The following is a 26,040-nucleotide window of genomic DNA, read 5'->3' as shown; positions in this document are numbered from 1 at the left end:
GGAAGACTCGGCGCCGTGGGCGGGGCGACCCGGCCCGCGGCGCCGCTTTTCTCGGAACGCATCCTCCATCGACCGGGCCAGGTATACGGCTGAGTGAACGCGCACCATGATCAACTGGCCAAATTTCGTCTCGCAACTTTTCAACGGACTGGCGCTCGGCGCGCTGCTGGCGCTGATCAGCTCCGGATTGACGATCATCTACGGCACGCTCGGAGTGCTCAACCTCGCCCACGGCGCCATGTTCATGATCGGCGGCTACGCCGGATATGTGGCCTATTCCTACACCGGCTCGTTCATTCTCGCCGTGATCGCAGGCTCGCTGTTCGTGATGGTGCTCGGGATTGCGATGGAGCGGATCATTATCCGCCACTTCTACCATCGCCCGCATGAGGACCAGCTGCTGGTCACGTTCGGCCTCGGCATCTGCTTCGTCGAGATCGTGCGGCTGATCTTCACCAGCCAGTCGCAGGTGGTGCCGCCGCCGGCGCTGCTGCAGGGCATCACCTCGCTCGGCTTCCTGTTCTACCCGACCTACCGGCTCGCCGTGGTCGGCATCGTCGCGGTCGCGCTCGGCGCGCTGTTCCTGATCCTGTACCGCACCCGGCTCGGCATGATCGTGCGCGCCGGCATCGAGGATTCGGTGATGGTCGATTCGCTCGGCATCAACGTCTACCGCGTCTTCATGATCGTGTTCGGCATCGGCGCGATGGCCGCAGGCTTCGCCGGCATCATCAACGCGCCGGTGGTGTCGCTGACGCCGGGTGTCGGCGACGACATCCTGGTCGAGACCTTCGTGGTGGTGGTGATCGGCGGCGTCGGCTCGTTTCCCGGCGCCATCCTCGGCGGGCTGATCGCCGGCGAGATCATCAGCATCACCTCGATGTTCAACCCCGGTTACGCCTACGTCATGCTGTTCGCGGCGATGACGCTCGTGCTGGTGCTCAGACCGCATGGCCTGCTCGGCACGCAGGGCCGCGAATGACGACGGATATCTAGATGCTTAAACAGCGCCCATACCTGATCGAATTCCTGACGGCCGCCGGCCTGATCGTCGCGCCCTTCGTGCTGCCGTGGCTCGGCTTCGCGCCCAACACGGTGAACCGGATCCTTGTCTGGGGCCTGTTCGGCCTCGGCTTCGACATCCTGTTCGGTTTCACCGGCCTGCTGTCGTTCGGCCAGTCGGCCTTTTACGGAACCGGGGGCTTTGTCGCCGCCTATCTGCTGACGCGCGCCGGCTTTCCCTACGTCGTGCTCGCGCTCGTCATCGGCATGATCGCGGCCGCCGCCACCGGCTATCTGATCGGCCTGATCGCACTGCGCCGCACCGGCATCTATTTCGCGATGATCACGGTGGCGATCGCCGAGGTGTTCTTCTTCGTCGAGTTCAATCCGCTGTCGGACTTCACCGGCGGCGAGAACGGGCTGCCGGGCGTGCCTACCCCGAGCTTCAATCTCGGCTTCACCACGCTGCACTTCACCACCGGCTGGTCGCTCTACCAGTTCCTGGCGCTGTGCTACTTCATCGGCGTCGTGATCGCGCTGCGCATCGTGCGCTCGCCGGTCGGCGCCGTGTTCAGCGCGATCCGCGACAATCCGCTGCGCGCCACCGCAGTCGGCCACAACATCCACGGCTACAAGCTCACCGCCTTCGTGATCGCCGCCGCCTATGCCGGCTTTGCCGGCGGGCTGCTCGGCGTGCTGCAGGCCTTCATGCCACCCGACGCGTTCACCTTCGATACGTCGGGCCAGCTCGTGATGCAGACCGCGATCGGCGGCCGCGGCACGCTGTTCGGGCCGCTGGTCGGCGCCGCGGTGTGGCTGTCGCTGCAGGACTTCCTGCAGGCGGCGCTCGGGCTCGGCGCGGCCTGGAAGCTCGTGCTCGGCATCGTGTTCGTGCTGCTGGTGTGCTTCCTGCGCCGCGGCATCATCGGCGGCCTCGCCGACCTGTACCGCCTCCTGACCGGACAGCGCGGCGCCAAGGAGCCGGAGGAGAGTGCACCCGAGGTCGTCGTCGTGGCAAGCGAGCGGCACGCCGCAGCGCCCGTCGCGCCGAAGCCGGTGGCGGCTCGCGCCGGCGGCAATCCGTCCGGCCCGATCCTCCAGGCCCGCGGCCTGACCAAGCGCTATGGCGGCCTGCTCGCCAACAGCGACATCGACTTCACCGTCAATCACGGTGAGCTGCGCGGCATCATCGGCCCGAACGGCGCCGGCAAGTCGACCTTCTTCAAGATGCTGACCTGCGAGGTGCACCCGACCTCGGGCACCATCCTGTTCGAGGGTCGCGACATCACGGGCATGAACGTCACCGACGTCTGTCAGCTCGGCCTGACCAAGAGCTACCAGGTCAACCAGCTGTTCGCCGGGCTGACAGTGCGCGAGAATCTGGTGATCGCGGCGCTGTCGGCGCTGCGCGGCAAGTTCAAGCTCGACCTGTTCCGCAGCATCGACAGCATCCCCGGCCTGACCGAGCGCGTGCAGCAGACGCTCGAGCTGGTCAATCTGACATCGAGGCCCGATACGCCGGTGTCCGAGCTCGCCTATGGCGAGAAGCGGCGGCTGGAGATCGGGCTGGCGCTGGCGACGTCGCCGAGCCTGTTGCTGCTGGACGAGCCGCTCGCCGGCATGAGCCCGCGCGAACGCGTCGAGACCGTCAAGCTGCTGAAGTCGATCAGCCAGGGCCGCACCATGATCATCATCGATCACGACATGGATGCGCTGTTCGAGCTCGCCGAGCGCGTCACCGTGCTGCAGGAGGGCCGCGTGCTGGTCGAGGGAACGCCGGAAGAGATCAAGACCAATTCGACCGTCCAGGAGGCTTATCTTGGCGGCGTGCATGGAGTGCTCGCCGCATGAGCTTGCTCGAGGTCAACGGACTGAACAGCTACTACGGGGATTCTCACATCCTGTTCGACGTCTCGATGCGCGTCGAGCGCAACGAAGTGGTCGCGCTGCTCGGGCGCAACGGCGCCGGCAAGAGCACGACGCTGAAGAGCCTGATGGGCGTCGTGACCCCGCGCCGCGGCTCGGTGATGTTCGACGGCGTCGAGATCTCCGGCCGGAAGAGCCACAAGATCGCGCAGGCCGGCATGCAGCTGGTCCATGAGGAGCGCCGCATCTTCGGCAGCCTGAGCGTCGAGGAGAACCTCGTGATCGCCGGCCTGACCGCCTCGCAGCGCTGGCCGCTCGACCGCATCTACGAGATGTTCCCGCGGCTGCGCGAGCGGCGCGGCAATCGCGGCACCGACCTGTCGGGCGGCGAGCAGCAGATGCTGGCGATCGCGCGCGCTTTGGTGCGCGATCCCAAGATCATCCTGCTCGACGAGCCATTCGAGGGACTGGCGCCGGTGATCGTGCGCGACCTGATGAAGGCGTGCCGCGATCTGGCCGAGGCCGGACAGACCATCGTGCTGGTGGAGCAGAACCTCGCCGCGACGCTCGCGCTGGCGCAGCGCATCTACATCATCAACAACGGACACATCGTCCATGAAGGGCCGGCGCAGGAGATCAAGGCGCAGCCCGATGTCCTGCAGCGCTATCTCGGGGTTTAGGGCGCGTCACTTTCTCCGCCGTCATTGCGAGCCAACGGGTCGCGCGAACGCGCGCCCGATGACAGGCTCCGCGAAGCAATCCATCGGTCCGCATGCGCGGATGGATGGATTGCTTCGTCGCTACAGCGCAAAATTGCTTTGCAAATTTTGTCGCGAGCTCCTCGCAATGACGAACTCGATATTGCGCATGGCCTCTCGGGATAGGGATTACGGCATTCCCGCGTCGGACCGGGCCACCCGCTCACCCACCCAGCGCCGCGATCATCCGCCTGGCGTGATCGGCGAGCACATCCATCTCCGCCTTGACGGTCTGCGCCGGCAGCAGCGCGACGCCGGCCTTCACCGGCATCACATGCATGTGCAGGTGAAACACCACCTGGCCGCTGGCGGGCTCGCTGAACTGCTGGATGATGATGCCGTCGGCCGCAAACGCCTTCATCGCGGCGACGGCGATGCGCTTGGCCGACCGCGCCACCGCGGCGAGGTCGTCTTCGGCGATGTCGAGGATGCCGCGCGCGGGTGCCTTCGGAATCACCAGGGTATGTCCCGGCGATCGCGGCATGATGTCGAGAAAGGCAAAGGTCCGATCGGTCTCGTAGACCTTGAAGCTCGGGACCTCGCCGCGCAGGATCCTGGCGAAGATGTTCTGGTCGTCATAGCCCGTCATGGTCGCGCGTTCCGGATCGCTAGGTTCAGATTCTGACCGTGCGCGCCGGCCGCACGGGGCGCAAGTGATATCGACGCCGCATCGACCATCGGCTAACAACGCGCCATGAGCGAACCCGCAGGACATGGCCAGACTGTCGAGAGCATCAGGCGCAGCCTCGCCGCGCGCCTCAAGGCGGCCGGCAGCGACGCCGCCGAGCTCGATGCGCGACTGCTGGTCGGCGCCGCGCTGGGGCTCGATCTGACCGGCATGGTCACCGGCGCGAAGCGCGCGCTGACGAAGGACGAGGCGGATCACCTCGAGCGCCTGACACAGCGCCGCCTCGCCGGCGAACCGGTGGCGCGCATCCTCGGCGTCAAGGAGTTCTGGGGACTGCCGCTGCACCTGTCCGCCGCGACGCTGGTGCCGCGCCCGGACACCGAGACGGTGGTCGAGCGCGCACTCGAACTGCTGCGCGCCGACGGGGTGGCCGAGCGCGCCTTGCGGATCGCCGATCTCGGCACCGGTTCTGGCGCGATCCTGCTGGCGCTGCTCTCGGAACTGCCGAACGCGCATGGCTTCGCCACCGACATCTCGACGGAGGCGCTGCAGACCGCGAGCCGCAACGCCACCGCGCTCGGATTCGCCGATCGCACGACATGGATCGAGTGCGACTACGGCCGCGGGCTCGTCGGCGCGTTCGAGCTGATCGTGTCCAACCCGCCGTATATCCCCTCGGCCGACGTCGCCGGACTCGACATCGAGGTGCGCGCGCATGATCCGCGCGCGGCGCTCGACGGCGGTGCCGACGGGCTCGACGCCTACCGCGCGCTGATTTCGCAATCTGCGGGTCTTTTGACCTCAGGAGGATTTCTGGTTGTGGAAGTCGGGCAGGGTCAGAGCGGCGACGTTGAAGCGCTGATGACGGCATCCGCCTTATCCCCAACGGGGCCGCCAAAGGCCGATCTGGGGGGCATCCCGAGGGCCGTTTCCGCCCGCCGGCTGCCCCGATAAAGTCCTATTGGAACGAAAAAAAACCTCTTGGATTATCCCCCGGGAACGACTACGTTCCGGGCACAACATCGGTGCTGGCCCCGTAATCCGTTACGGGTGATGACCAGGGTTCAGCAGAGCCCGCCGATCGAAAGGTTCCAGGAACGCAGGTCATATAGAGCGCAATAGCCGAAGCTGTGCTGCTCTCGACCGCCAAGCGAACGAAAGCCTGTTATTGCGCTTGAAGACTTACGCACGAGAACTGAGCCTGTCTCAACGGGCGGAATGATTTGGTCGCTGGCGCGATTGCCGGCGGTTGGGGAACGCGTCTTTGCTGCACGCGACTTTGCTGAACGAGATGGTCGGCGACATCGAAACCACTTCGAACGGTATTGCGATTCCGTGTGCCTAGGCGCGCGCCGAATCGGACTTCTGAGAAATCGGACTGCTGAGAAATCGGACTGCTGAGAAATCGGACTGCTGAGAAATCGGACTGCTGAGAAATCGGACTGTGGACTGCAATAACTTCAGGGCTGGAATAAAAGGCGACAGATGAGAAACGGTCAGAACAACAAGCGGATGCGCAACCGGAATAACAACAACAATAACAACAACAATAACCGGCGCGGCCAGAATCCCCTGACACGGGTGTACGAATCGAACGGACCTGACATCAAGATCCGCGGCACGGCCTCCCACGTGGCCGAGAAATACGTTCAGCTTGCGCGCGATGCGCGCTCCTCCGGCGATCCGGTGGCAGCTGAGAACTACTACCAGCACGCTGAGCACTACTACCGGATCATCGCGGCCGCACAGGAGCAGTTCCGGCAGAATCAGCAGCCGCCGCGCCCCGACGCCGAGGTCACCCCGACCGAAGACGGCGACGACGACAGCGACGGCTATTCGAGCTTCGGCCAGGAGCCGGGCTTCGTGCCGCAGCAGCAGCAACCTTTCATGCGCGACAACGGCCAGCAGCCGTACCAGCGCGAGCAGCAGCAGCCGCGCGAGCATCGCGAGCGCGACCAGCAGCCGCGTGAGCATCAACCGCGTGAACATCGTGAGCGCGAGCATCGTCCGCAGCCGCAATACCAGCCTCAACCGCAGAACCAGCCGCAGCCCGCGATGGCCGATGCCGGCGGCGTCGATCGCCTGCCCTCGTTCATCACCGGCGGCGCGCAGCCGCAGGTCAACGGCGCCTATGAAGGCAATAATGGCGGCGCAGAACGCGGCGAACGGAGCGAGCGCTTTCCGCGCCGCCGCCGCCGTCCGCATGGCCCGCGCCCCGACATGGCGGCGCAGCCCGCGCCGAGCGACGACTTCAATCCGGGCAACGAGTAATCCTGAAAATCTGTCACCCTCCCTTCACGGGGAGGGTGAATTGTCCGCGTCACGCCTCGGGTCGTGTTACGACTCTGCGTGAGTCGATTTGCGCGTCGCCGTCGAGGACGGCACCAGCACCGGACGCAATGACGGGATCAGCTGCGTGCGCTCGCGACGCGCGGGAATCGCCCGATAGACCTGCTTGGTCGCCTCCACGATGTGCACGCCGGCGAACGGCATCGACAGCGCCGCGCCGACCCGCTCCCACGCCATCGCCGAGCGCAGGAACCAGCTGCCCTGCACCGGCGGCATGAACAACGCCTCGCCCCACGACGACGGCGTGAACCAGGTCTGCCGCAACAGCTGCGTGATCTGCGCCCGCGAATAGGGCCGGCCATGGCCGAACGGCGTGGCGTCGGTGCGCGTCCAGACGCCGCGGCGATTCGGGATGATCGCGATCAGCCGCCCCGAGGGCGAGAGCACCCGCCACACCTCGCGCAGCAGCCGCTCCGGGTCATCGGACATCTCCAGCGCGTGCACCAGCAGCACGCGGTCGACCGCGGCATCCGGCAGCGGCATCGAGAATTCGTCGATCAGGGTGGCCAGCGCCGGCCGGCCGGTCGGCCATTTCAGCACGCCCTGGGCCGCCGGCATGAAGGCAATGCAGCGTTCGCAGGACTCACGGAACAGACCGAGATAGGGGGTCGGATAGCCGAGGCCGAGCACGCGCTGGCCTTCCGCATTCGGCCACCGCGCGCGGATACCCCGGTTGATCAGCTGCCGCGCCACGATGCCGAGGCGCTGCGAATAGAAGTCGCGCAGGTCGATGACGTCCATGGTTTAGCCTAACACGCCCCCTGCTGCCCAGGTGCGCCGAAAATTGCATTGCCGCCGGAGCGTTAACGCCATATTTCACCCCTATATTGGGCGCGTTAAAAGCATGACCCGGGAAAGTCGATACCGGTCTTTCGAATACATCATGCTTTGAAAATGTCCGTCCCGTTTGTTCGTGGAGATATCATGACCGCCGAAATTCGCACCTTCAGCTGCCTCACCGACAATTTCGGGTATTTGATCCACGATCCCGCGACCAAGGCGACCGCGTCGATCGACGCGCCGGAAGCCGGCCCGATCATCAAGGCGCTGGAGCGCGAAGGCTGGACGCTGACGGATATCCTGATCACCCATCACCACGGCGACCATGTCGGCGGCGTCGCCGAGCTGAAGCAGAAATACGGCTGCCGCGTCGTCGCCCCGCACGACCAGTCGGCCAAGATCGCCAATGTCGATCTGCGCGCCGCCAATGCCGATGTCATCAAGGTCGGCAGCCTGCTCGCACGCGTGGTCGAGACGCCCGGCCATACGCTCGATCACATCTCCTATGTGTTCGACGGCGAGAAGGCGGTGTTTGCCGCCGATACGCTGTTCTCGATCGGCTGCGGCCGGGTGTTCGAGGGCACCTACCCCATGATGTGGGATTCGCTGCTGAAGCTGCGCTCGCTGCCGGACGATTTCCGTCTCTATTGCGGCCATGAATATACCGCTGCGAATGTGAAATTCGCGCTCACCATCGAGCCCGACAATCCGGCCCTGCAGGCGCGCGCAGCAGAGGTCACAAAACTGCGCGCCGAGAACAAGCCGACGATTCCGGTGCTGCTCGGCGACGAGAAGAAGGCCAACGTGTTCCTGCGCGCCGACGAGCCCGCGGTGGCGGCGAAGCTGCACATGAAGGGCGCCGACCCGGCGCTGGTGTTCGGCGAGCTCCGCGAGCGCAAGAACAAGTCGTGATGGCCGACCTCTCGGCTGCCGACATCATCGCGCAGCTCGCGCTGCAGCCGCATCCCGAAGGCGGACATTATCGCGAGACGTTTCGCGACGCGCGCTGCGACGCCAATGGCCGCGCGCACTCGACCGCGATCTATTTCCTGCTGGCGCGCGGCGAGCGCTCGCATTGGCATCGCATCGATGCGGTCGAGATGTGGCACTATTACGCCGGCGCGCCGCTGACGCTGCGGATTGCGGAGGACGGCGGCCCACATTCGATCACGCTCGGGCCGGATGTGGCGCGCGGCGAGCAGCCGCAGGCGATCGTGCCGGCAGACGCATGGCAGGCCGCCGAAAGCAACGGCGACTGGACGCTGGTCGGCTGCACCGTCGCGCCGGGATTCGAGTTCACGAGATTCGAGCTCGCGCCAAAGGACTGGGAGCCCGCTTCGTAAGAGCTTCTTCCCGTCATCCCCGCGCAAAGGCTTTGCCTTTGTCGCTGGAGGTGCGAGCCTTGCGGCGCAATTGCGCCGCTGGGCGAGCCTCGAAGGATGAATCGGCCACAGGCGGGCCGTCGACCCTTCGAGACGGCCGCGTTGCGGCCTCCTCAGGGTGACGGTGAAGCAGTAGCAACAACCTTCTTCGTAGGTGGGTGGAGCGCAGCGAAACCTATCATCTTGCCGCGTGGATAGGAGTTGATGGATTTCGCTTCGCTTTACCCATGCTACGTTCTTTTTCTTAGCACCATGTCCTTGGCCGCGATCAACCCGCCGCCGGCGATCAGGATTGCGGCGATCGCGATGTTGGCGCTGGGTTTGGCAAACCCCGCTGCTATCAAGAACGCGGTCGAGAGCAGCGGCGTGGCGTAGGAGGCGGCACCGAGCACGCGGATGTCGCCGCGCTTCATGCCGATATCCCAGGCGAAGAACGCGGCCCCCACCGGGCCGATGCCGAGCGCGACGACGGCGAGCCATTGCAGCGGCGTCGCGGGCCACACCGTCGTCTCCACCATCATGTGCACCAGCGCCGCAAGCACGGCGGTTGCGAGGCAGAAGCCGGCCACCGCATCGGTCGGCACCGCCTTGAGCCGGCGCGACATCACCGAATAGGACGCCCAGACGAACGCCGCGACGAAGGCGGCCGCGAAGCCTGGAATCTGCTCTTTTGTGAAGGCGCCGGTGTTGCCGGCGAACAGCAGCACGGTGCCGGCAAGGCCCAGCAGCGCGCCGACGATGTGATGGATCGCCAACCGCTCGCCGGGCAGCAGCGACGAGAACAGCACGATCAACAGCGGCCAGAGATAATTGAGCAGGCCGGCCTCGGCCGGCGGGGCGAAGCGCAGCGCCAGGAAATACAGCGCGTGATAGCCGAACAGCCCGCCGACGCCGACGACCCAGGCGACCAGCGGTTGCTTCAACGCGCCGAAGGCCGATGGACGCAACAGGAAGCTCGCGAACGCGACCGCGGCGCCGATCGCAAAGGTCATGGCCGCGAGCTGGAACGCCGGGATAGCCCCGGTCGCAACCGTCATGACCGACAGCAGCGACCACATCAGGATGGCGGTCAGTCCGACAAGGGTCGCAGTTCGGGTCGTCATCTCAATTCAATCCGTCGTGGCCGGGCATGACTGTCCAAAGGATGGCGGTCTGCAGCCGCTCGCCGATGTCCCGGCCAGCCACGTCTTCCTTCGCGTGTGGTGCGTTGTAAAGACGAAAATGCCCGGCACAAGGCCGGGCATTCGCTAGTCGATTGTGCGCGCCTGCGACGCGACGACGCTGCTCGCGTCAGGCGTGATACTGGCCGCCGTTCACGGTCAGCGTCGAGCCGGTGATGAAGCCGGCATCGTCGGCGGCGAGGAACACCACCGCCCGCGCGATCTCTTCGGGTTCGCCGAGCCGGGCGACCGGAATCTGCGGGATCACGTTCTTCTCGAGCACGTCCTTCGGCACCGCCTGCACCATCTCGGTGTTGATATAGCCGGGGCAGATCACGTTCACGGTGATGCCGCCCTTGGCGTTCTCCAGCGCCAGCGCCTTGGTGAAGCCGATGTCGCCGGCCTTGGCCGCCGAGTAGTTGACCTGGCCGAACTGGCCCTTCTGGCCGTTGATGGAGGAGATCGAGATGACGCGGCCGAACTTGCGGGCGCGCATGCCCTCGATCACCTGGCGCGTCATGTTGAACAGCGAGCCGAGGTTGGTGTTGATCACGGCATTCCACTGCTCGACCGTCATCTTGTGGAACGCGGTATCCTTGGTGATGCCGGCATTGTTGACGAGCACGTCGACCGGGCCGAGATCGGCCTCGACCTGCTTGACGCCGGCCGCGCAGGCGTCGAACGACGCGACGTCCCACTTGTAGACCGGAATCCCGCTCTCCGCCTTGAACTTCTCCGCCGCGGCGTCATTGCCGGCGTAGCTCGCCGCCACCTTGTAGCCCGCCGCTTTCAGCGCCTTGCTGATCGCAGCTCCAATACCGCGCGTTCCGCCCGTCACCAATGCAACACGTGCCATGTCCGTTTCCTCCTTGGCCGTCTTTTATAACCGGATAACTCCGGCCTACGCACTCACTCAACAAAGCGCGATGAGATTAGGCTGAATCGTCATCGCGCCTTAGCTCCCCTTTTTTGAGCATAATCTTTCGGAAAACCGCTTCACACTTTTCCGGATCATGCTCTCGAAACAAAAATGCCCGGCGCAAAGCCGGGCATCTTATTTATCAGCTCGCTTCGCGGTTGACAGATGATCTTTTCATCACCTAACCGGCCTCGCTGCCTTTTGTTCAGTCGCGTGCAACGCACATAGCGATGCCCATGCCGCCGCCGATGCACAGCGTCGCGAGGCCCTTCTTGGCATCGCGCTTCTGCATCTCGTGCAGCAGCGTCACCAGCACGCGCGCACCCGACGCGCCGACCGGATGGCCGATCGCGATCGCGCCGCCATTGACGTTGACCTTGGCCGGATCCCAGCCGAGGTCCTTGTTCACCGCGCAGGCCTGCGCGGCGAACGCCTCGTTGGCCTCGATCAGATCGAGGTCGGCGATGTTCCAGCCGGCCTTCTTCAGCGCTGCGCGCGAGGCGGGGATCGGGCCGGTGCCCATGATCTTGGGGTCGACGCCGGCCTGGCCCCACGACACGATGCGGGCCAGCACCTTCTTGCCCTGCTTGGCGGCTTCCTTGGCGGTCATCAGCACGACGGCGGCGGCGCCGTCATTGATGCCCGAGGCGTTGCCGGCGGTCACGGTACCGTCCTTTTCGAACGCCGCGCGGAGCTTGGCCATCGCGTCGAGCGTGGCGCCGTGGCGCGGATACTCGTCGGTGTCGACCACGATATCGCCCTTGCGGGACTTGATGGTGACCGGGACGATCTCGTCCTTGAACTTGCCGGCCTTCTGCGCCGCCTCGGCCTTGTTCTGCGAAGCGACCGCAAATTCGTCCTGCTGCGACCGGGTGATCTGGTACTGCTTGGCGACGTTCTCGGCGGTGTTGCCCATGTGGTAGCCGTTGAAGGCATCCCACAGCCCGTCCTTGATCATGGTGTCGATCAGCTCGAGGCCGCCCATCTTGACGCCGCCGCGCAGATATTGGGCGTGCGGGGCCATGCTCATGGATTCCTGGCCGCCGGCGACGACGATCGAGGAATCGCCGTTGAGCAGCGCCTGGTAGCCGAGCGCCACCGTGCGCAGGCCCGAGCCGCAGAGCTGGTTGACGCCCCAGGCCGGGCTTTCCACCGGGATGCCGGCCGCGATCGAGGCCTGGCGTGCCGGGTTCTGGCCCTGCGCGGCGGTCAGGATCTGGCCCATGATGACTTCGGAGACCTGACCACCCTCGACGCCGGCACGCTCCAGCGCCGCCTTGATGGCGATCGCGCCGAGGTCATGGGCCGGCGTGGTGGCGAAAGCGCCGTTGAAGCTACCGACGGGGGTGCGGGCGGCGCTGACGATGACGACATCGTCTGACATGGACATCTCCTATGGGTTGTAGCTGGGTTTCTCGACGGCGGGCGGCCGATTTGGCGGGCCTGTCTCTTGACGGCTATCCTGTAAACCTCGTTGAGACATGTCAATCGCACTGTCGGGCAAATCGCGCCGCGACGCACTCAAAATGACGCCCTTGGCACTTTCCTGAGCAAATCCTATGCTTTGGAATTAACCGCACAGCACAAAACTGTAGCCGAACCGCTTTGAAAATGCTTACCTTTGCTGCGATGCGTTGCATTTTGCCCTGCGGCGATGCCGTGGGGTTCCAGGTTCTTCGGTGTTGAAGTGAGAGCCCATGGCAAAATCTGAACAACCGACCACGATCAAGAAATACGCGAACCGGCGGCTCTATAATACCGGGACGAGCACCTACGTGACGCTCGAGGATCTCGCGGCGATGGTGAAGGAAGGCGAGGATTTCCTCGTCTATGACGCCAAGACCGGCGACGACATTACCCGCTCCGTGCTCGCGCAAATCATCTTCGAACAGGAAAACAAGGCCGGGCAGAACCTGCTGCCGACCACTTTCCTGCGCCAGCTGATCCGCTTCTACGGCGACAGCATGCAGATGGTGGTGCCGAAATATCTCGAACAGTCGATCGAGACGCTGACCAAGGAACAGGAAAAATTCCGCAAGCAGATCGCGGGCGCGCTGAGCGGCACACCGTTTGCGCCGCTGGAAGAACAGGTCCGTCGCAACATGGAGCTGTTCCAGCAAACCTTCTCGATGTTCAAGCCGTTCGTGCCGCAACGCGGTGGCGGCGAGGCCGAGAAGGTGCCGGAGCCCACGCCCGATGATGGCAACATCGACGATCTTCGGCGCCAGATGAAGGACATGCAGGAACGCCTCGAGCGCATGTCGCAGCCGACGAAGAAGGACGAGTAGGTCTCGTTCAGGTCCGCTGCCAGCCCGGCCGGACCTCCGGCCGCCATCGCTTCTGAAGTCCTGACGGCGGCTCTCGCCGACGTCGGGCGGTCGCCGTCTGGTCGAGCATACCCTCGCGGGCGCGTCTATGCAGGCCGGCGGCAGACGAGATCGATTTCGATCAACGCATCATAGGCGAGACCGGTGACGCCGACGCAGGTGCGGGCCGGCAGGCGGTCGGACGGGAAATAGCTGCGATAGGTCTCGTTCATCGCCGCATAATCTTCCTTGAAGCGCGTCAGATAGATGCGCGACATCACGATATGCTCGAGGCCGAGATCGAGGCCCGCAAGCACCACGCGCAGATTCTCCATCACCGCGCGGGTCTGCGCCACGATGCCCTCGGGCAATAGGCCGGGTGCGGCCGGCGTATCCGGCATCTGGCCGGTGACGAAAACGAAACCATCCGTCTCGACCGCGTGGCTGAACGGCGCGACCGGCTTCGGGCCGCCGGATATCATGTGAAACTGCAACGACGTCTCCTCGCCTGCTCTCTGATGGATCATGATGCGTTTCTACGGAATCGCATCATGATCTCATGTCTTTGTTCGAGCACGATCTTTCATGCTCTAGTTTTGCGGCGCGTGATCGAAGACGCGCTTGCTGAGAATGGCATGGACGCCCCAATTGCCGTCCACCACCTGCGTCACGCCGAAATCCACCGCCACCGACATCAGCGCGATCGCCTCGTCCTCGGTAAGGCCTTTGATGTTCATCAGGAAGCGGCGCATCTTGCGGAACGCATCCTTCATCGCGAGATCGAGCGACGAGGTCGCGTAGACCTCGCTCTGCCCCTTGGCGCCGAATTCGGCGAGATAGTTGGGATGACTGAAGCCCATCAGCACCCAGTCGGCTTCAGTCTCGATCAGCGGATAGGTAAGATCGGCGAAGGGCTGATTGGTAAGCTCGTTCTTCTTGTGCAGGATGACCTGGAACGTGCCGGTCATCGAACATTCGATGGCGGTGCCGCCGAGTTCGCCGTCGCCCTGCGCAGCATGGGGATCGCCGACCGACAATAGCGCGCCCGGCACCGACACCGGCAGATAGACCGCCGAGCCCTTGCCGAGCCGCCAATTGTCGAGATTGCCGCCGAAATATGCGGGCGGGACGGAATCGACAAGCTCGGCCTCGCGCGGCGCAAGCGCGATGACTCCGAAATGCGGGCGCAGCGGAATGCGGATGCCTTCGAGCACGTCGTGGCGGCGCCGCACCGATGACGGCGGGATCGGAATGCCCGGATAGTCGTAAGTCTTGTGCAGCGTCCCGAACGGATCGGTCTGCGGCTCCCAGCGATAGGAATACAGCGCACGGGCATGCGGCGCGTCATCGTCGTCGACGATCTCGTAGATCGTCACCGCCTCATGGGCGTTCTGCTCGGCGAGGAACTCCTTGTAGTGATAGCCCCACCAGGCCGCGACGCTGCTGCCGAACACGCGGCCCTCGAAGTCCGGATTGCGGCTCGCGCGCGGCACGATGTCGAGGATGCGGATTTCCAGTACGTCCCCTGGCTCCGCATCCTTTACGGCCACCGGGCCGGTGCAAATGTGAACGCCGAATCCCTCGCCGGCGCCGCGGCCGTAGATCGAGGCATCGAGCGGGCCGGCGCCGCGGCGATCGACGTTCTTCCGATCGCGCGTCCAGTGGAACACGCTCTCGGCGCCTGGATCACCCTTGATCATGCGCTCGGGATCGTCGGAGGCGTGCTGGGTCAGCGTCTCAATGGTGATGGTGTCGCCGGAGCCGATCTCGACCTGCGGCGGCAACGAATGGCTGAAATAGCCCCAATGCACGCGCGAGGCATCCGCGGCGAGATGGTGATGGCGCGGCGCGTCCGCGATCTCCACGTCGTGCGCGTTGAACGGCGCAGCCGTCCTGCGCGCCAGCGCTGCGCGCCGGCTGCACAGCTGCGCCAGCGCCTGCTGAGGCCAGCCGCGTTGCACCGTGGCCGCGGATGCGGTCTGCCGCTCGGCTTCATGCTGGCGGAATTCGCGCGGCGACAGACCGAAGCGCTGGCGAAACGCGCGGCTGAAATGGGCAGAGTCGTTGAAGCCGACGCGGAACGCGATCTCGGAAATCGAACGATGCGCCTCGGCGGGATTCGACAGATCGGCCCAGGTGCGCTGCAGCCGACGTTCGCGCAGGTAATGCGTGAAACTGGTGCCGGCCCCCTCGAACAGCTTTTGCAGATAGCGTTCAGAAATGCCCTCGGCACTGGCGATTTTGACCGGCGTCAGATCGGGTTCCTCGAGGCTGCGTTCGACGGTCTGGCACAGGCGATGCAGCGTCGCTGCCTTGGAAGCGCCGCCGCCGCGATCGCCCGCCGTCTCGCCGTGCTGACGCATGAAGGTCGGCAGCAGATCGGCGAGACTTCGCGCCAGCGCCGTCCATTCGACATCGGACAGCGCGTCGAGATCGCGCGCGGCGAGCTCCATCATCTGCGCGAATACGCTGCCAAAGCCGCCGGGCTGGAGCACCCGCACCTCGCCGCCTTGCAACGTGGCGCGATGGCGATGTGCCGGTTCGGACGTCACCGACAGCACTACCGCGCGCATCTCGCGCTGGAACGACACGCTCCAGTCCCCTGCGCGTGGCAGCAAGAGAAGATGCCGCGCAGCAACGATCTGATAACCGGTGGTCGTCTTCAGCGCCACCCCGTCTTCGAGCGGCAGCAGCACCAGCGGATGATCGGCCACAGCATCCGTGCGCGGCGACACCGATTGTTGCCCTGCCGAAAGCCTGGCCAGCGTCACGCCCTGAAAGCTGCGCCGCACCGCGATGGCATGGCCGGCATGGGTGCTCGTGGCGACCGTGGGCTGCAAGCCGACCGACGCCAGGACGTCCCGCCACGCCTCGGGGCGGTCGCCTTCGGAGTAGGATTCACTCGTGAACGGACGCAACCTCATGCATCGACCTTTATGGCCGAAGCGAAGCAATCTCCGTGCCATCCCCAAGGATGACACGCCCTGCTCGGTGGCCGGCGCGTGATCAGTCACACCGGAACACGTTCTTGCGGATGGTCCCGTGCACGCCCCAATTGGCGTCAACCACCTGCGTCACGCCAAAATCTGCCCCACCGACATCAGCGAGATCGCCTCGTCCTCGCTGAGCTTGTGCACCGTCATCAGGAAGCGCCGCATCTTGCGAAAGGCGTCGCGCATGGCGCGGTCGAGGCTGGAGTGATTGGCGATTTCGAGCTGCGCATTGGCGCCGAGCTCGGCGAGATAGTTCGGGTAGGTGAAGCCGTAGACCGACCAGGCGTCAGGGGTTTCCAGCATCGGATGCGTCAGTCCTTCGAGCTGTGTGCCGCCGAGATCGCGATGCTTGTGCAGGATGAATTCGAAATCGCCGGTGAGCGAGGTCTCGATCGCCGTGCCGCCGAGCTCGCTGTCGCCCTGTGCGGCATGCGGATCACCGACCGAAAAGAACGCACCGGGCACCGCAACCGGATAGAACATCTTGGCACCCTTGCCGACGCGCCAGTCGTCGATGTTGCCGCCGGTATAGTTCGGCGGGATCGAGGAGACGAAATCCTGCTCCGACGGCGCGAGGCCCATGGTGCCAAAATGCAGCCGCGCGGGCACCCGGACATTGCTCAGAACATTCTCGCGCTTGACGACGGTGGCGTGATCGACGCGGACGCCGGGATAATCGATGGTCGGGTGCACGATGCCATCAGGATCGGTCTGCGGCGTCCAGACATAATTGTAGACCGCTTTGGCGAAGGGCTCACCCGACGCGTCGAGCTCGAAGATCGTCACCACCTCGCGCGGCTTCGGCTCTTCGATCAGGTCGTGATAGTGAAAGCCCCAATTGGCCGCGACGTTGGAGCCGAAGCATTTGCCGGCATGGCAAGCGTTGCAGGCCGGCCTCGGTCGCACGTCGAGAATGCGAACCTCCAGCACGTCGCCCGGCTCGGCGCCTTCGATCGCCACCGGACCGGTGAGCAGGTGCACGCCGACGCCTTCGCCGGAGCCGCGGATGAACGGCCCTTCGATGGGCCCCGAACCGCGCCGCACCACCGCCTTGTGCTCGCGCGTCCATTTGAACACGCTCTCGGCACCCGGATCGCCCTCGATCATGCGCTCGTAATCGTCATTGGCGTGATGCGTCAGCGTCTCGATGGTCGCGCGGTCGCCGGACTTCAGCGTCAATGCCGGCGCCACGACCTTGCTGAAATAGCCCCAATGCACAGTCTTCGCAGATACCGGCAGCAGATGATGTTTCACGCAGGGGTCCTCACGCGGATGGAAACGGAACGGGTTCTATTCATGCGACCTCGGCCTCCATGGCATTGAGGAAACGCTGCGCGACCGGATTGCGCGGATTGCTCAGCACCTCGTCGGCCGGGCCCTCCTCGACGATCGCGCCATCCGCCAGCAGCACCACGCGATCAGCGACTTCACTGGCGAAGCGCAGTTGATGGGTTGAGATGATCATGGTGAGGCCGTCTTCCACCGCGAGGCGACGGATCACTTCAAGGACCTCATTGACGAGTTCGGGATCGAGCGCGGAGGTCGGCTCATCCAGCAACAGCACGCTGGGATTCGGCGCGATCGCACGGGCGATGGCAACGCGCTGCTGCTGGCCACCGGAGAGATGCCGCGGCAGCGCATCGGCGCGGTGGCTGAGGCCGACGCGCCCGAGCAGTTCGGTCGCCCGGCGATCCGCATCGATGCGCGACACGCCATGCACCCAGCGCAGCGGCCCGGCGATGTTCTCCTTCGCGGTGAGGTGACCGAACAGGTTGAACTGCTGGAACACCATACCGACACCGACCTCGGCGCGCGCCTGCGCCAACAGTCGCGGCGACAGCGCCTTGCCGCTATCGCTGAAGCCGAGCCGGCGACCGCCGACCTTGATGCTACCGTCGTTCCAGAGTTCGAGATTGTTGATGCAGCGGAGCAGCGTGCTCTTGCCGGAGCCGGACGGCCCGAGCAGCGCGACCACCTCGCCGATCCGCACCGTGAGATCGACGCCGGCGAGCACCATTTGCTTGTCATAGCTTTTGCGCAATGCGGCAACATCGACCGCCACATTGTTCCGCTTCAGGATCTCGTTGCGTTTGGCGCGATCGACACGCTCGGTCTGCGCCCGCGGCGGCGGCAATTCGGCGACACCGGCATCGGGCAAGATCTCGGGCGGCGCGTCCTCGGCCGCAATCAGCGGATCATCGAGTCCCTGCGCGCGATACCACGGCATCATCCGCATCAGTTTGATCTGCTTCGATGCGCGGTCGAGATCGAACAGCCATTCGAGGAACAGCTGGATGCCGGCGATCGCCGCGGTAAGGAACAGATAGATCAGGCCCGAGGCGAAGAAGATCGAGAAGAAATCGAAAGTTGCCGACGCCATCTGGGTCGAACGCAACGTCAGCTCCTGCACGGCGATCACCGACGCCAGCGAGGAATTCTTCAGCGCGCTGACGGTCTCGTTGCCGAAAGCGGGGATCATCGAGCGGATCGCCTGCGGGGCGATGATCCGGCGCATCAGGACGCCGGGCGTCATGCCGAGCGCCTGCCCGGCCAGCACCTGGCCGCGATCGACGCCGAGCACGCCGGAGCGCAGCATCTCGGCGATGAACGGAGCTTCGTTGCAGGCCAGCGCGAGGCCGGCGGCGAGAATGGCCGGTAGCTTGATGCCGATCTGCGGCAGGGCATTATAGGCGAACACCATCTGCAGGATCAGCGGCGTGCCGCGAAAGATCACGGTGTAGACCCGGGCGAAGGACGCCAGCGCCCTGAAGCGGCTGAGTTGCATCCACGCCAGGATCACACCGAGGATCAGGCCGCCGAGCAGACCGAGGGCGGTGACCTGCAAGGTCGCCTGAATGCCCTCGATCATATACGGCATGGTCAATCGTGGAGGAACAGCTCCATGGAGCATGTCGTCCTTTTTGCCGGTGCTGGGGCCTACTTGACCGTCAGCAGACCGGGCTCGATCAGGTTCTCCGGATCGAGATTCCACTTCTTCAGCAACGCGAGCTGATCGCCCGATTTGTAGATCTCGGTCAGCGCCGCCTTCACGGCATCGCGGAAGGCCGGTTTGTCCTTGGGCACGCCGATGCCGACCTTGTACGGGATCGTCACCGCGATAGCTTTTTCGAGTTTGTCCGGATAGGCCTTCACCGCATTGTCGACGGTGTTGACGTCGTTGACATAGGTGTCGGCGCGTCCGGCCAGAATCGCCTGGATGCAGTTGGCGTTGTTGTCGTAGAGCTGAATGGTCGGCTCAGGCTTGCCCTCCTTCTTGCACTCCGGCACGAGCGCCTGGATCAGCGGAACTTCAACGTAGCCTGTGTTCTCGGCCGCTGCCGCACCGCACATCGAGGTGTTGATGCCGGAGATCTTCTTCGGATTGCCTTTGGCGACCAATACGCCGTCGAACACCTTCGAATAGGTGATGAAGTCGGCCGCCTTGGCACGCTCTTCCGTGGCGTAGATGTCGGAGATCACAATGTCGGCCTGACCACTGGACAGCGTGGTCAGGAGTGCGGCGAAGGTCACCGCCTTGTAGGTCAGCTTGAAGCCGAGGCATTCGCCGATCTGCTCGCCGAGATCGATATCGAAGCCGACATATTTGCTCGGATCTTTCGGATCGATCGACTCGTAGCCCGGCGTATGCGGATTGATTGCGTTGACGAGGGTCTTGCCCTTCCAGTCCGGATACTTTGCCTGCAACTCCGCACAGGCGGCCGGCGCAGCTGCCCTGGCGTCGGTTGGAGCACCGACGCCCACAACGAGCAATGCCCCTAACGCTGCGATGTGCATGAGTTTGTACGCGCGCGGAAAAGATAACGTGACCATTCGATCCTCTTTCGACGTTGTCATGGCGCAAGCCACGGTCCAAACCTCGAAGAAGTAAACGGCGGTCTCCGGCGGAAAACTTGTCTGGGGACGCACAATTAATTGGATGAACTCCCGCCAAACCTTGGGCAGGACGCGCTCATATTTTGAGCAATCCCTTTCGCGGGTATCACGACCGATATTGTGAAACGGCCTATGGCCGCTTCAGCCCGTGGCGGGCACGGGCTTCTCCGCCGACGCGTTCCACGGGCGGTCCGGGGAGGCGAGGCCGATCAGGCGGCCCTGGATGAAGTCGCAGCCCCATTCGCGCAGCATCACGGCGGCTTCCTCGTCCTGCACCCATTCGGCGACCGTCCTGATCTCGAGGCGGCGCGCGAGATCGATCAGCGTCTGCACGAAAGCGCGGTCGTCGGCCGAACGCACGATGTTCTGCACGAAGGCGCCGTCGATCTTCACGATGTCGACCCCGAGCTTGCGCAAATTGCGGAACGAGGTGTAGCCGGCGCCGAAATCATCGATCGCGATCCGGCTGCCGAAGTTCTTCAGGCGCGTGACAAAGCCACGGACGTCGTCGATATCCTGGATCGCGACCGTCTCGGTGATCTCGACGATCAGCCGCTCGCCGACGCCGGGATGCGCACGCATCAGGGATTCGATGGTGGCCCACCAGTCCGGATCCATCGTGGTGTCGGGCGAGATGTTGAGGCTGAGCTGTACGCCAGGGGCCGCCGCGAGCTCGGCGATGGCGAGCTCCAGCACGCGGTGATCGACCAGCCGGATCAGGCCGAGCCGCTCGGCGACCGGCACGATATCGGGCGCGAGCAGCGCGCGGCCGTCGTCCTGCTCCATCCGGACCAGGCACTCGTAGAACGCGGGCTGCCGCAGGCGCGCATCGACCACGGGCTCGAAGCCGATCACGATGCGGCGCTCGTTCAGCGCGGTGACGATCTCGTCGGTGACGCGGATGTTGACGCGGCGCTGGGCGTCGCGCTCGACATTCGGCTTCCACAGCGCGAACGATCCGGCGCGGCGGCTCTTGGCCGCGTCCAGCGTCTCCTGGGCGCGATTGACCGCCTCCTCCGCCGACCGCGCATGGCGGGGAATGGTGACGGCGCCGATCGAGACCGTCACCGATACCGGGCCGGACTTGGTCGGCACCACCTCGTCGCGCACCGCGGCCAGGAAGCGCTCGGCCGCGACATTGGTGTCGTCGACGGTGCAGTTGCGCAGGATCAGGCCGAACTTGTTGCCGGAGAAGCGGCCGAGCATGTCGCCGCTGCGCAGCCGCGCACGAATCCGCTTCGCGACCTCGGCGATGACGGCGTCGGCGACATCGAAGCCGAAGGCATCGTTGACGCGCGCGAGGTGATCGATGCCGATCAGCATGAAGGCGCAGGAGGAGCGGAAGCGCGCGCACTCCTCCATCGTCTCGGCGAGCGAGGCGATCAGATGGGTGCGGTTGAGCTCATTGGTCAGCGGGTCGTGCCGCGACAGCTTCAGCAGCTGCTCGTCGCGGGCATGCCGCTCATTGTTGATGCGGACGACGCCCTGCACGCGCGCCGGCCTGCCGTCGGCGCCGGCAAACCAGCAGCCGGTCTCCTCGATCCAGATCACCGGCGCCGAGGTGACGGCCCGCACGCCATATTCGATCCGGTAGGGAACGCCCTCCCCGCCGCGTACCGGCGCCGGCGCGCCGAGCGCATCGGATCGCACCGAGCGCGATGGCTCGATCAGCTTTGCAAGCTCGGCGCCGCTCGCCAGCGCCGCGACCGGGATATCCGGGAAGACTGCCGCCACATTGTCGCTCCAGGCGATCGCATCGCTCGCGAGGTCCCAGGCGAATGTCGCTTGGCCGAGCGAGGCGAGGATGCTGGCAGCTGGCGGGACAGGGGGCATCGAACATGTCTCGATTTGGGACGGCGCCCGGTGATTCTACACGCTCTCAAGATAGTGGTTCCGGCGAATCCAACGCTAGGTGAAGTTGATAAATAATCTGGAAACCACGTTTTCGACTGTCCGGGAACGAACTGGGGACGGCGGGCATGACCCTTGCCACAGGGGTGTTGCGGAGGGCCGCAACGTCCCAAACTATGACGCTCCAACGGGTCGCAGACGATGCCGGATATCGATCAATTGGAAATCCTCGACGGCGAGTGCACCGGCGATGCTGCGGCGGCCAGCACGGCGCTGGTGCCGCTGGCCGCGACCACCCATTGGGCGCCCAAGATCCCGCTGCCGCATGCCGATCCGTCGTTTGTGGCTCATCTGATCGCGACCGCCGCACACGAACCGCAGACGCGCGGGCAGCGGCGTGGGTCATTGGCCGACGCGCAGAGCGCTTACGGCCCGCATGTCGACGAACGCCGCAGCGTGGCGCGGCGGACCCGGCAGATCATCTAGGAAAATATCAGCGCTGCGGCGCGTCCGACGGCGGATGGCCGCCCGGCTGCAAATCCGGCGAGGTCACCGTCGGCTTTGGCGCGGACTGATCGAGTAGCACGGATTCCGCAACCGACGTCGCCGAGGGGACCGGTGCGGCCGGTGGCGGCGCGGCAGGCGCCGGCGCGGCGACAGGCGCGGGCTCAGGCCGGGGTGCCGGCTCCGCTACGGGTGCAGGTTGCGGTGCCTCAGCTGCCGCAGGGTGCGCCCTGCCGGCGCTGGGCGCCGGTGCGACCACCGCACGGAGGCGGGTGCGCAGCGCAATTCCGGAAATGAAATCGACCAGCGCCAGCAGCGTGAGCAGGCCATAGGTCGAGTTGCCGAATTTCGGCCAGAGCACGAATTCGGCAGCGGCGGCGCCGAACACGATCAGCGACAGCAGATGGTCGGTGAGATATTTCGCGCCGGGGCGCGCGCCCTTGATGACCTCGAGCAGCAACAGCAGTACGGCGGCGGCGAGCAGCATGTCGCTGAGCGTGATCTGCCACTGCTCGCCCGACAGCAATGTCAGCCTGATCAGCGGGTCGGTGAACGACACGCCGGGCATCAGGAAAGCGATGATGTTGTAGACCGCGAGCGGAACGAGCAGCAGCGGAAAACCGACCATCGGGGCTTGCGCCTTATTCAGGGAGAACCAGCAATGCGGCGACGCTCATTGGCCTCGCCGCGGACGCGCCCGTCTTGGCCGCACTCGTTGACCGAATTCAGGCGCCGCGCCGCATGGCTGCGGCGCGTAGACCGAATGTCCGATCAGGACTCTTTCTTGGCCTTCAGGACCTGGCGGCCCTTGTACATGCCGGTCTTCAGGTCGAGATGGTGCGGACGGCGCAGTTCGCCGGAGTCCTTGTCCTCGACATAGGTCGGGGTCTTGATCGCATCGGCCGAACGGCGCATGCCACGGCGCGACGGCGAGGTTTTTCTTCTGGGAACGGCCATGACGGTGTCCTCTAGGGGTGTTGCGGAGGCATCGTCCGAAATGCGGACGGCTCAGCGCTTCGAAAGCGCAAGCTGCGATGCCGGTAAGGCCGCGCTTATAGAGGAAGGCATCGCGTAAAGCTGAGGGTCCGAGCCAGCAAAAAGCGCCCGAAATCGGCCTCAAGAGCCGCGATTTTCGCGCCAGCAGCGGTCCACCGCGTTGGCCCGGGCCATATAGGTGGCGGACAGCCTGCGGACCCCCGACCCCGGGTTCCGGGCGCTTCTTTTGACCGGATTCGGCAGGATCGCCGCCAAAAGCGCGGCCTCGCGGGCTGACAGCCCCGCCGCCGACCGGCCGAAAGCATACTGGGCGCCGGCCTCGGCGCCGAACTGGCCGGACGGGCCCATTTCCGCGATATTGAGGTAGATTTCCAGGATTCGCTGCTTGGGCAGCACGAGATCGATCCAGAGCGCCAGCGGCAGTTCCAGCCCCTTGCGGATCACGCTGCGGCCGGACCACAGAAACAGGTTCTTGGCGACCTGCTGGGTGATGGTCGAGCCGCCGCGGGCCACCTCGCCATCCTCGGCGTCGTCGAGCACCTCGCGCAGCGCGCCCCAATCGATGCCCCGATGCTTGCAGAAATGGGCATCCTCCGAGCCGACCACGGACCGCACCAGATAGGGCGACATCGCGCCGAAATCGATCCAATGCCGCGTCACCGGGGCCCCGCGCAGCATCCGCCAGGCCATCAGGGCCGAAACCGGATGGCCGGTGCGGTAGAACGGAGCCACCAGATACGGCAGCAACAGCAGGGCCAGCAAAAGCAGCAATAAAATTCGGACGATGCGCAAAGCAGGGGTTTCCGGGGAGGACCATTCCAGGAAGGATTTGGGACCCGCCCGCCAGAACACGGCCGGCGCCGTCGACGTCTGCGGGATAATTCACGGTTTTTCCAGCACTTTTAAGGCGCATTCCGTCGCAGGGCGGGAATTGACGAAGCCGATGCCATCAACGATTGTCCGGCCGAAAATCGATCTGGAGCAATTCTTAATGACGACCGGTACTGCAGAGTTTTCCAAGCGGCTGGACCAGACCGCGGAGGATACCGAAGCCCTGCTCGCCAAACTGCTGTCCGACACGACCGAAAGCGACGAGATCGTGCGCCCGAAGCGGCTGATCGAGGCCATGCGCTATTCGAGCCTCGGCGGCGGCAAGCGGCTGCGGCCGTTCCTCGCGGTCGAGAGCGCCGCGGTGTTCGGCATCCCGCGCGAAGCCGCCCTGCTGGTCGGCGCCGCGCTCGAATGCATCCACTGCTACTCGCTGATCCACGACGACCTGCCGGCGATGGACAATTCCGATCTGCGCCGCGGCCGCCCGACCCTGCACAAGGCCTATGACGACGCCACCGCGATCCTCGCCGGCGACGCGCTGCTCACCATCGCATTCGACATCATCACCCGCGATGCGATCCACAAGGACGCCCAGGTCCGCCTGCTCCTGACCCGCGCGCTGGCGCGCGCCTCCGGCGTCGGCGGCATGGCCGGCGGCCAGATCCTCGACCTCGCCGGCGAAGGCCGCTTCGGCGACCGCGAGCCAGTCGACGTCGCCCGCCTGCAGCAGATGAAGACCGGCGCGCTGCTCCGCTTCGGCTGCATCGCCGGAGCGATCCTCGGCCAGTCCTCGCAGAAGGAATACCAGGCGCTCGACGATTACGGCAAAGCGCTCGGCGAAGCCTTCCAGATCGCCGACGATTTGCTCGACGTCGAGGGCGACGCCGCCGCGCTCGGCAAGCCGGCCGGCGCTGACGCCGCGCTCGGCAAGACCACCTTCGTCACCCAGCTCGGCATCGATGGCGCCAAGCAGCGCGTCCGCGACCTCCTCGCGCGTGCCGACGCCGCGCTGTCGGTGTTCGGCGACCGAGGCGACGTGCTGCGCGCGGCCGCCCGCTTCGTCGCCGAGCGCAAGAACTAGCCGAGAGCACAGCGCGAAATGAACAAGGAGATCGACGACCGCCTTGTTCGCTTCCGCAAGCTGCCGCTGCCGGTCCGCGTCGTCGTGGGCCGGCCGCGCACCTTCGGCTCGATCGCTTTCGGTATCCTGGCTGCGCTGCTGGTGCCGGGAGCACCGCGCATCGTCACGCGCCTGCTCGCGGGCTGGGATGCCTTCGCCGCGCTGTATCTCGTGCTTGCCTATGTGATGATGCTGCGCTGTGGCGTCGCCCATATCAAGCGAAGCGCCATCCTGCAGGACGACGGACGTTTCCTGATCCTGCTGCTGACCGCGTTCGGCGCGCTGGCGAGCCTCGCCGCCATCGTGTTCGAGCTCGGCGCATCAAAGGGCAGCCCGGCCGGACTGGCGCTGGCAATCGTCACCATCACGCTGTCATGGGCCATGGTGCACACCGCGTTCGCGCTGCACTACGCCCACGAGTATTACCGCGGCAAGACGCCCGGCGGCCTGCAGTTTCCGAACGGCGAGGAACATGCCGACGCCGATTACTGGGACTTCGTCTATTTCTCGTTCGTGATCGGCATGACGGCGCAGGTCTCCGACGTCGGCATCACCGACAAGATCATCCGCCGCACCGCGACCGTGCACGGCATCATCTCGTTCGTGTTCAACACCGCGCTGCTCGCCCTGATGGTAAACATCGCCGCGAGCGCGATCTAGTCGCGCCGCCTGATGAGATGCCGTCCGCAAGGGGGTCGGCA

At 65.1% G+C, this 26,040-nt stretch carries 23 protein-coding genes and 2 pseudogenes; 11 read left to right on the top strand and 14 right to left on the bottom strand.

Annotated features, from left to right (window positions below; genetic code table 11):
* The first annotated feature begins 106 nt into the window (after positions 1–106).
* The 3 genes from ACSKB9_RS26095 to ACSKB9_RS26085 are packed head-to-tail and all read left to right on the top strand — an operon-like array spanning position 107 to position 3,548.
* Positions 107–982 carry a branched-chain amino acid ABC transporter permease gene (locus tag ACSKB9_RS26095; protein WP_092083102.1) on the top strand — a complete coding sequence of 292 codons (876 nt, stop codon included), beginning with the start codon at positions 107–109 and terminating at the stop codon, positions 980–982.
* Positions 983–996: 14 nt separating this feature from the next.
* The gene (locus ACSKB9_RS26090; protein WP_438076687.1) at positions 997–2,853 is read left to right on the top strand and encodes a branched-chain amino acid ABC transporter ATP-binding protein/permease; all 1,857 of its coding nucleotides are present in this window, start codon (positions 997–999) and stop codon (positions 2,851–2,853) included.
* Positions 2,850–3,548, top strand: a complete 699-nt coding sequence (locus tag ACSKB9_RS26085) for an ABC transporter ATP-binding protein (RefSeq protein ID WP_057015566.1) — start codon at positions 2,850–2,852, stop codon at positions 3,546–3,548. The genes ACSKB9_RS26090 and ACSKB9_RS26085 overlap by 4 nt, the downstream gene beginning before the upstream one ends.
* A gap of 241 nt (positions 3,549–3,789) precedes the next feature.
* Here ACSKB9_RS26085 and ACSKB9_RS26080 read toward each other — a convergent pair whose 3' ends face one another.
* Positions 3,790–4,215 (bottom strand): HIT domain-containing protein, encoded by a 426-nt coding sequence (locus tag ACSKB9_RS26080; RefSeq protein ID WP_168859155.1) that lies wholly within the window; start codon positions 4,213–4,215, stop codon positions 3,790–3,792.
* A gap of 105 nt (positions 4,216–4,320) precedes the next feature.
* Between ACSKB9_RS26080 and prmC the strand changes: the two genes are divergently transcribed.
* Complete coding sequence (gene prmC, locus ACSKB9_RS26075) at positions 4,321–5,208, top strand: peptide chain release factor N(5)-glutamine methyltransferase (RefSeq protein WP_438076684.1); 888 nt, start codon at positions 4,321–4,323, stop codon at positions 5,206–5,208.
* A 531-nt stretch (positions 5,209–5,739) separates the two neighbouring features.
* Positions 5,740–6,525 (top strand): DUF4167 domain-containing protein, encoded by a 786-nt coding sequence (locus ACSKB9_RS26070; RefSeq protein WP_438076682.1) that lies wholly within the window; start codon positions 5,740–5,742, stop codon positions 6,523–6,525.
* Between the two features lie 66 nt (positions 6,526–6,591).
* On the opposite strand, the gene ACSKB9_RS26065 is transcribed toward ACSKB9_RS26070, so the two are convergent.
* Positions 6,592–7,344: a class I SAM-dependent methyltransferase gene (locus ACSKB9_RS26065; protein ID WP_028343579.1), complete on the bottom strand. Its 753-nt coding sequence runs from the start codon at positions 7,342–7,344 to the stop codon at positions 6,592–6,594.
* A gap of 183 nt (positions 7,345–7,527) precedes the next feature.
* Between ACSKB9_RS26065 and gloB the strand changes: the two genes are divergently transcribed.
* Both gloB and ACSKB9_RS26055 read left to right on the top strand, forming a co-directional pair.
* Positions 7,528–8,295 (top strand): hydroxyacylglutathione hydrolase, encoded by a 768-nt coding sequence (gene gloB / locus ACSKB9_RS26060; protein WP_438076680.1) that lies wholly within the window; start codon positions 7,528–7,530, stop codon positions 8,293–8,295.
* Positions 8,295–8,726 carry a cupin domain-containing protein gene (locus tag ACSKB9_RS26055; protein ID WP_438076678.1) on the top strand — a complete coding sequence of 144 codons (432 nt, stop codon included), beginning with the start codon at positions 8,295–8,297 and terminating at the stop codon, positions 8,724–8,726. Before gloB ends, ACSKB9_RS26055 begins: the two co-directional genes overlap by 1 nt.
* Before the next feature lie 269 nt (positions 8,727–8,995).
* On the opposite strand, the gene yddG is transcribed toward ACSKB9_RS26055, so the two are convergent.
* From yddG to ACSKB9_RS26040, 3 genes are all read right to left on the bottom strand, one after another.
* Positions 8,996–9,868, bottom strand: coding sequence for an aromatic amino acid exporter YddG (gene yddG / locus ACSKB9_RS26050; protein WP_438076676.1), 873 nt, complete (start codon positions 9,866–9,868; stop codon positions 8,996–8,998).
* Between the two features lie 187 nt (positions 9,869–10,055).
* Positions 10,056–10,781, bottom strand: coding sequence for an acetoacetyl-CoA reductase (gene phbB / locus ACSKB9_RS26045; RefSeq protein WP_016841131.1), 726 nt, complete (start codon positions 10,779–10,781; stop codon positions 10,056–10,058).
* Between the two features lie 268 nt (positions 10,782–11,049).
* Entirely contained in the window at positions 11,050–12,228 is a 1,179-nt protein-coding gene (locus ACSKB9_RS26040; RefSeq protein WP_438076674.1) for an acetyl-CoA C-acetyltransferase, read from the bottom strand.
* Positions 12,229–12,541: 313 nt separating this feature from the next.
* On the opposite strand from ACSKB9_RS26040, the gene phaR reads away from it, so the two are divergent.
* Positions 12,542–13,132: a polyhydroxyalkanoate synthesis repressor PhaR gene (gene phaR, locus ACSKB9_RS26035; RefSeq protein ID WP_438076672.1), complete on the top strand. Its 591-nt coding sequence runs from the start codon at positions 12,542–12,544 to the stop codon at positions 13,130–13,132.
* 125 nt (positions 13,133–13,257) lie between these two features.
* Here the strand turns inward: phaR and ACSKB9_RS26030 are convergent, their stop codons facing one another.
* The 6 genes and pseudogenes from ACSKB9_RS26030 to ACSKB9_RS26005 form a co-directional block, all read right to left on the bottom strand.
* Positions 13,258–13,644: a RidA family protein gene (locus ACSKB9_RS26030; protein WP_225162692.1), complete on the bottom strand. Its 387-nt coding sequence runs from the start codon at positions 13,642–13,644 to the stop codon at positions 13,258–13,260.
* Between the two features lie 96 nt (positions 13,645–13,740).
* Positions 13,741–16,074, bottom strand: coding sequence for an acetamidase/formamidase family protein (locus ACSKB9_RS26025; protein ID WP_438076670.1), 2,334 nt, complete (start codon positions 16,072–16,074; stop codon positions 13,741–13,743).
* Positions 16,075–16,156: 82 nt separating this feature from the next.
* Positions 16,157–17,397, bottom strand: a pseudogene (locus ACSKB9_RS26020) (acetamidase/formamidase family protein).
* A 40-nt stretch (positions 17,398–17,437) separates the two neighbouring features.
* Positions 17,438–19,047: pseudogene (locus tag ACSKB9_RS26015) on the bottom strand (amino acid ABC transporter permease/ATP-binding protein).
* Positions 19,048–19,080: 33 nt separating this feature from the next.
* On the bottom strand, positions 19,081–19,974 hold the full coding sequence (locus tag ACSKB9_RS26010; RefSeq protein ID WP_076824695.1) for an ABC transporter substrate-binding protein: 894 nt from the start codon (positions 19,972–19,974) through the stop codon (positions 19,081–19,083).
* Positions 19,975–20,178: 204 nt separating this feature from the next.
* Positions 20,179–21,870, bottom strand: a complete 1,692-nt coding sequence (locus ACSKB9_RS26005; protein ID WP_253638099.1) for a bifunctional diguanylate cyclase/phosphodiesterase — start codon at positions 21,868–21,870, stop codon at positions 20,179–20,181.
* A gap of 219 nt (positions 21,871–22,089) precedes the next feature.
* On the opposite strand from ACSKB9_RS26005, the gene ACSKB9_RS26000 reads away from it, so the two are divergent.
* Positions 22,090–22,374: a hypothetical protein gene (locus ACSKB9_RS26000; RefSeq protein WP_438076668.1), complete on the top strand. Its 285-nt coding sequence runs from the start codon at positions 22,090–22,092 to the stop codon at positions 22,372–22,374.
* Between the two features lie 7 nt (positions 22,375–22,381).
* Here ACSKB9_RS26000 and ACSKB9_RS25995 read toward each other — a convergent pair whose 3' ends face one another.
* The 3 genes from ACSKB9_RS25995 to mtgA all read right to left on the bottom strand — a co-directional run bounded on the left by ACSKB9_RS25995 (position 22,382) and on the right by mtgA (position 24,180).
* Positions 22,382–23,020, bottom strand: coding sequence for a hypothetical protein (locus tag ACSKB9_RS25995; protein ID WP_438076666.1), 639 nt, complete (start codon positions 23,018–23,020; stop codon positions 22,382–22,384).
* Positions 23,021–23,163: 143 nt separating this feature from the next.
* A complete protein-coding gene (gene rpmF / locus ACSKB9_RS25990) occupies positions 23,164–23,349 on the bottom strand; it encodes a 50S ribosomal protein L32 (RefSeq protein WP_021077536.1) in 186 nt (61 codons plus the stop codon).
* 159 nt (positions 23,350–23,508) lie between these two features.
* Complete coding sequence (mtgA, locus tag ACSKB9_RS25985; protein ID WP_438080401.1) at positions 23,509–24,180, bottom strand: monofunctional biosynthetic peptidoglycan transglycosylase; 672 nt, start codon at positions 24,178–24,180, stop codon at positions 23,509–23,511.
* Between the two features lie 199 nt (positions 24,181–24,379).
* Between mtgA and ACSKB9_RS25980 the strand changes: the two genes are divergently transcribed.
* Together ACSKB9_RS25980 and ACSKB9_RS25975 are read left to right on the top strand one after the other, a co-directional pair.
* Positions 24,380–25,300, top strand: a complete 921-nt coding sequence (locus tag ACSKB9_RS25980; RefSeq protein WP_438076664.1) for a polyprenyl synthetase family protein — start codon at positions 24,380–24,382, stop codon at positions 25,298–25,300.
* 18 nt (positions 25,301–25,318) lie between these two features.
* On the top strand, positions 25,319–25,999 hold the full coding sequence (locus tag ACSKB9_RS25975) for a DUF1345 domain-containing protein (RefSeq protein ID WP_438076662.1): 681 nt from the start codon (positions 25,319–25,321) through the stop codon (positions 25,997–25,999).
* Positions 26,000–26,040 lie beyond the last annotated feature (41 nt).

This window comes from Bradyrhizobium sp. BR 1433, from assembly GCF_051547665.1.
Lineage (GTDB): Bacteria > Pseudomonadota > Alphaproteobacteria > Rhizobiales > Xanthobacteraceae > Bradyrhizobium > Bradyrhizobium australafricanum.
This window is presented reverse-complemented; position numbering and strand designations above follow the sequence as displayed.

Bases quoted from the DNA above. Each gene is read 5' to 3' on its own strand.
- ACSKB9_RS25975 (WP_438076662.1), top strand. From the start codon at position 25,319: ATGAACAAGGAGATCGACGACCGCCTTGTTCGCTTCCGCAAGCTGCCG.
- ACSKB9_RS26025 (WP_438076670.1), bottom strand. From the start codon at position 16,074: ATGAGGTTGCGTCCGTTCACGAGTGAATCCTACTCCGAAGGCGACCGC.
- prmC (WP_438076684.1), top strand. From the start codon at position 4,321: ATGAGCGAACCCGCAGGACATGGCCAGACTGTCGAGAGCATCAGGCGC.
- phaR (WP_438076672.1), top strand. From the start codon at position 12,542: ATGGCAAAATCTGAACAACCGACCACGATCAAGAAATACGCGAACCGG.
- rpmF (WP_021077536.1), bottom strand. From the start codon at position 23,349: ATGGCCGTTCCCAGAAGAAAAACCTCGCCGTCGCGCCGTGGCATGCGC.
- phbB (WP_016841131.1), bottom strand. From the start codon at position 10,781: ATGGCACGTGTTGCATTGGTGACGGGCGGAACGCGCGGTATTGGAGCT.
- ACSKB9_RS26005 (WP_253638099.1), bottom strand. From the start codon at position 21,870: ATGCCCCCTGTCCCGCCAGCTGCCAGCATCCTCGCCTCGCTCGGCCAA.
- ACSKB9_RS26010 (WP_076824695.1), bottom strand. From the start codon at position 19,974: ATGGTCACGTTATCTTTTCCGCGCGCGTACAAACTCATGCACATCGCA.
- ACSKB9_RS26090 (WP_438076687.1), top strand. From the start codon at position 997: ATGCTTAAACAGCGCCCATACCTGATCGAATTCCTGACGGCCGCCGGC.
- ACSKB9_RS26085 (WP_057015566.1), top strand. From the start codon at position 2,850: ATGAGCTTGCTCGAGGTCAACGGACTGAACAGCTACTACGGGGATTCT.
- ACSKB9_RS26095 (WP_092083102.1), top strand. From the start codon at position 107: ATGATCAACTGGCCAAATTTCGTCTCGCAACTTTTCAACGGACTGGCG.
- ACSKB9_RS25995 (WP_438076666.1), bottom strand. From the start codon at position 23,020: ATGGTCGGTTTTCCGCTGCTGCTCGTTCCGCTCGCGGTCTACAACATC.
- ACSKB9_RS25980 (WP_438076664.1), top strand. From the start codon at position 24,380: ATGACGACCGGTACTGCAGAGTTTTCCAAGCGGCTGGACCAGACCGCG.
- ACSKB9_RS26065 (WP_028343579.1), bottom strand. From the start codon at position 7,344: ATGGACGTCATCGACCTGCGCGACTTCTATTCGCAGCGCCTCGGCATC.
- ACSKB9_RS26040 (WP_438076674.1), bottom strand. From the start codon at position 12,228: ATGTCAGACGATGTCGTCATCGTCAGCGCCGCCCGCACCCCCGTCGGT.
- ACSKB9_RS26000 (WP_438076668.1), top strand. From the start codon at position 22,090: ATGCCGGATATCGATCAATTGGAAATCCTCGACGGCGAGTGCACCGGC.
- yddG (WP_438076676.1), bottom strand. From the start codon at position 9,868: ATGACGACCCGAACTGCGACCCTTGTCGGACTGACCGCCATCCTGATG.
- ACSKB9_RS26055 (WP_438076678.1), top strand. From the start codon at position 8,295: ATGGCCGACCTCTCGGCTGCCGACATCATCGCGCAGCTCGCGCTGCAG.
- ACSKB9_RS26070 (WP_438076682.1), top strand. From the start codon at position 5,740: ATGAGAAACGGTCAGAACAACAAGCGGATGCGCAACCGGAATAACAAC.
- gloB (WP_438076680.1), top strand. From the start codon at position 7,528: ATGACCGCCGAAATTCGCACCTTCAGCTGCCTCACCGACAATTTCGGG.
- ACSKB9_RS26080 (WP_168859155.1), bottom strand. From the start codon at position 4,215: ATGACGGGCTATGACGACCAGAACATCTTCGCCAGGATCCTGCGCGGC.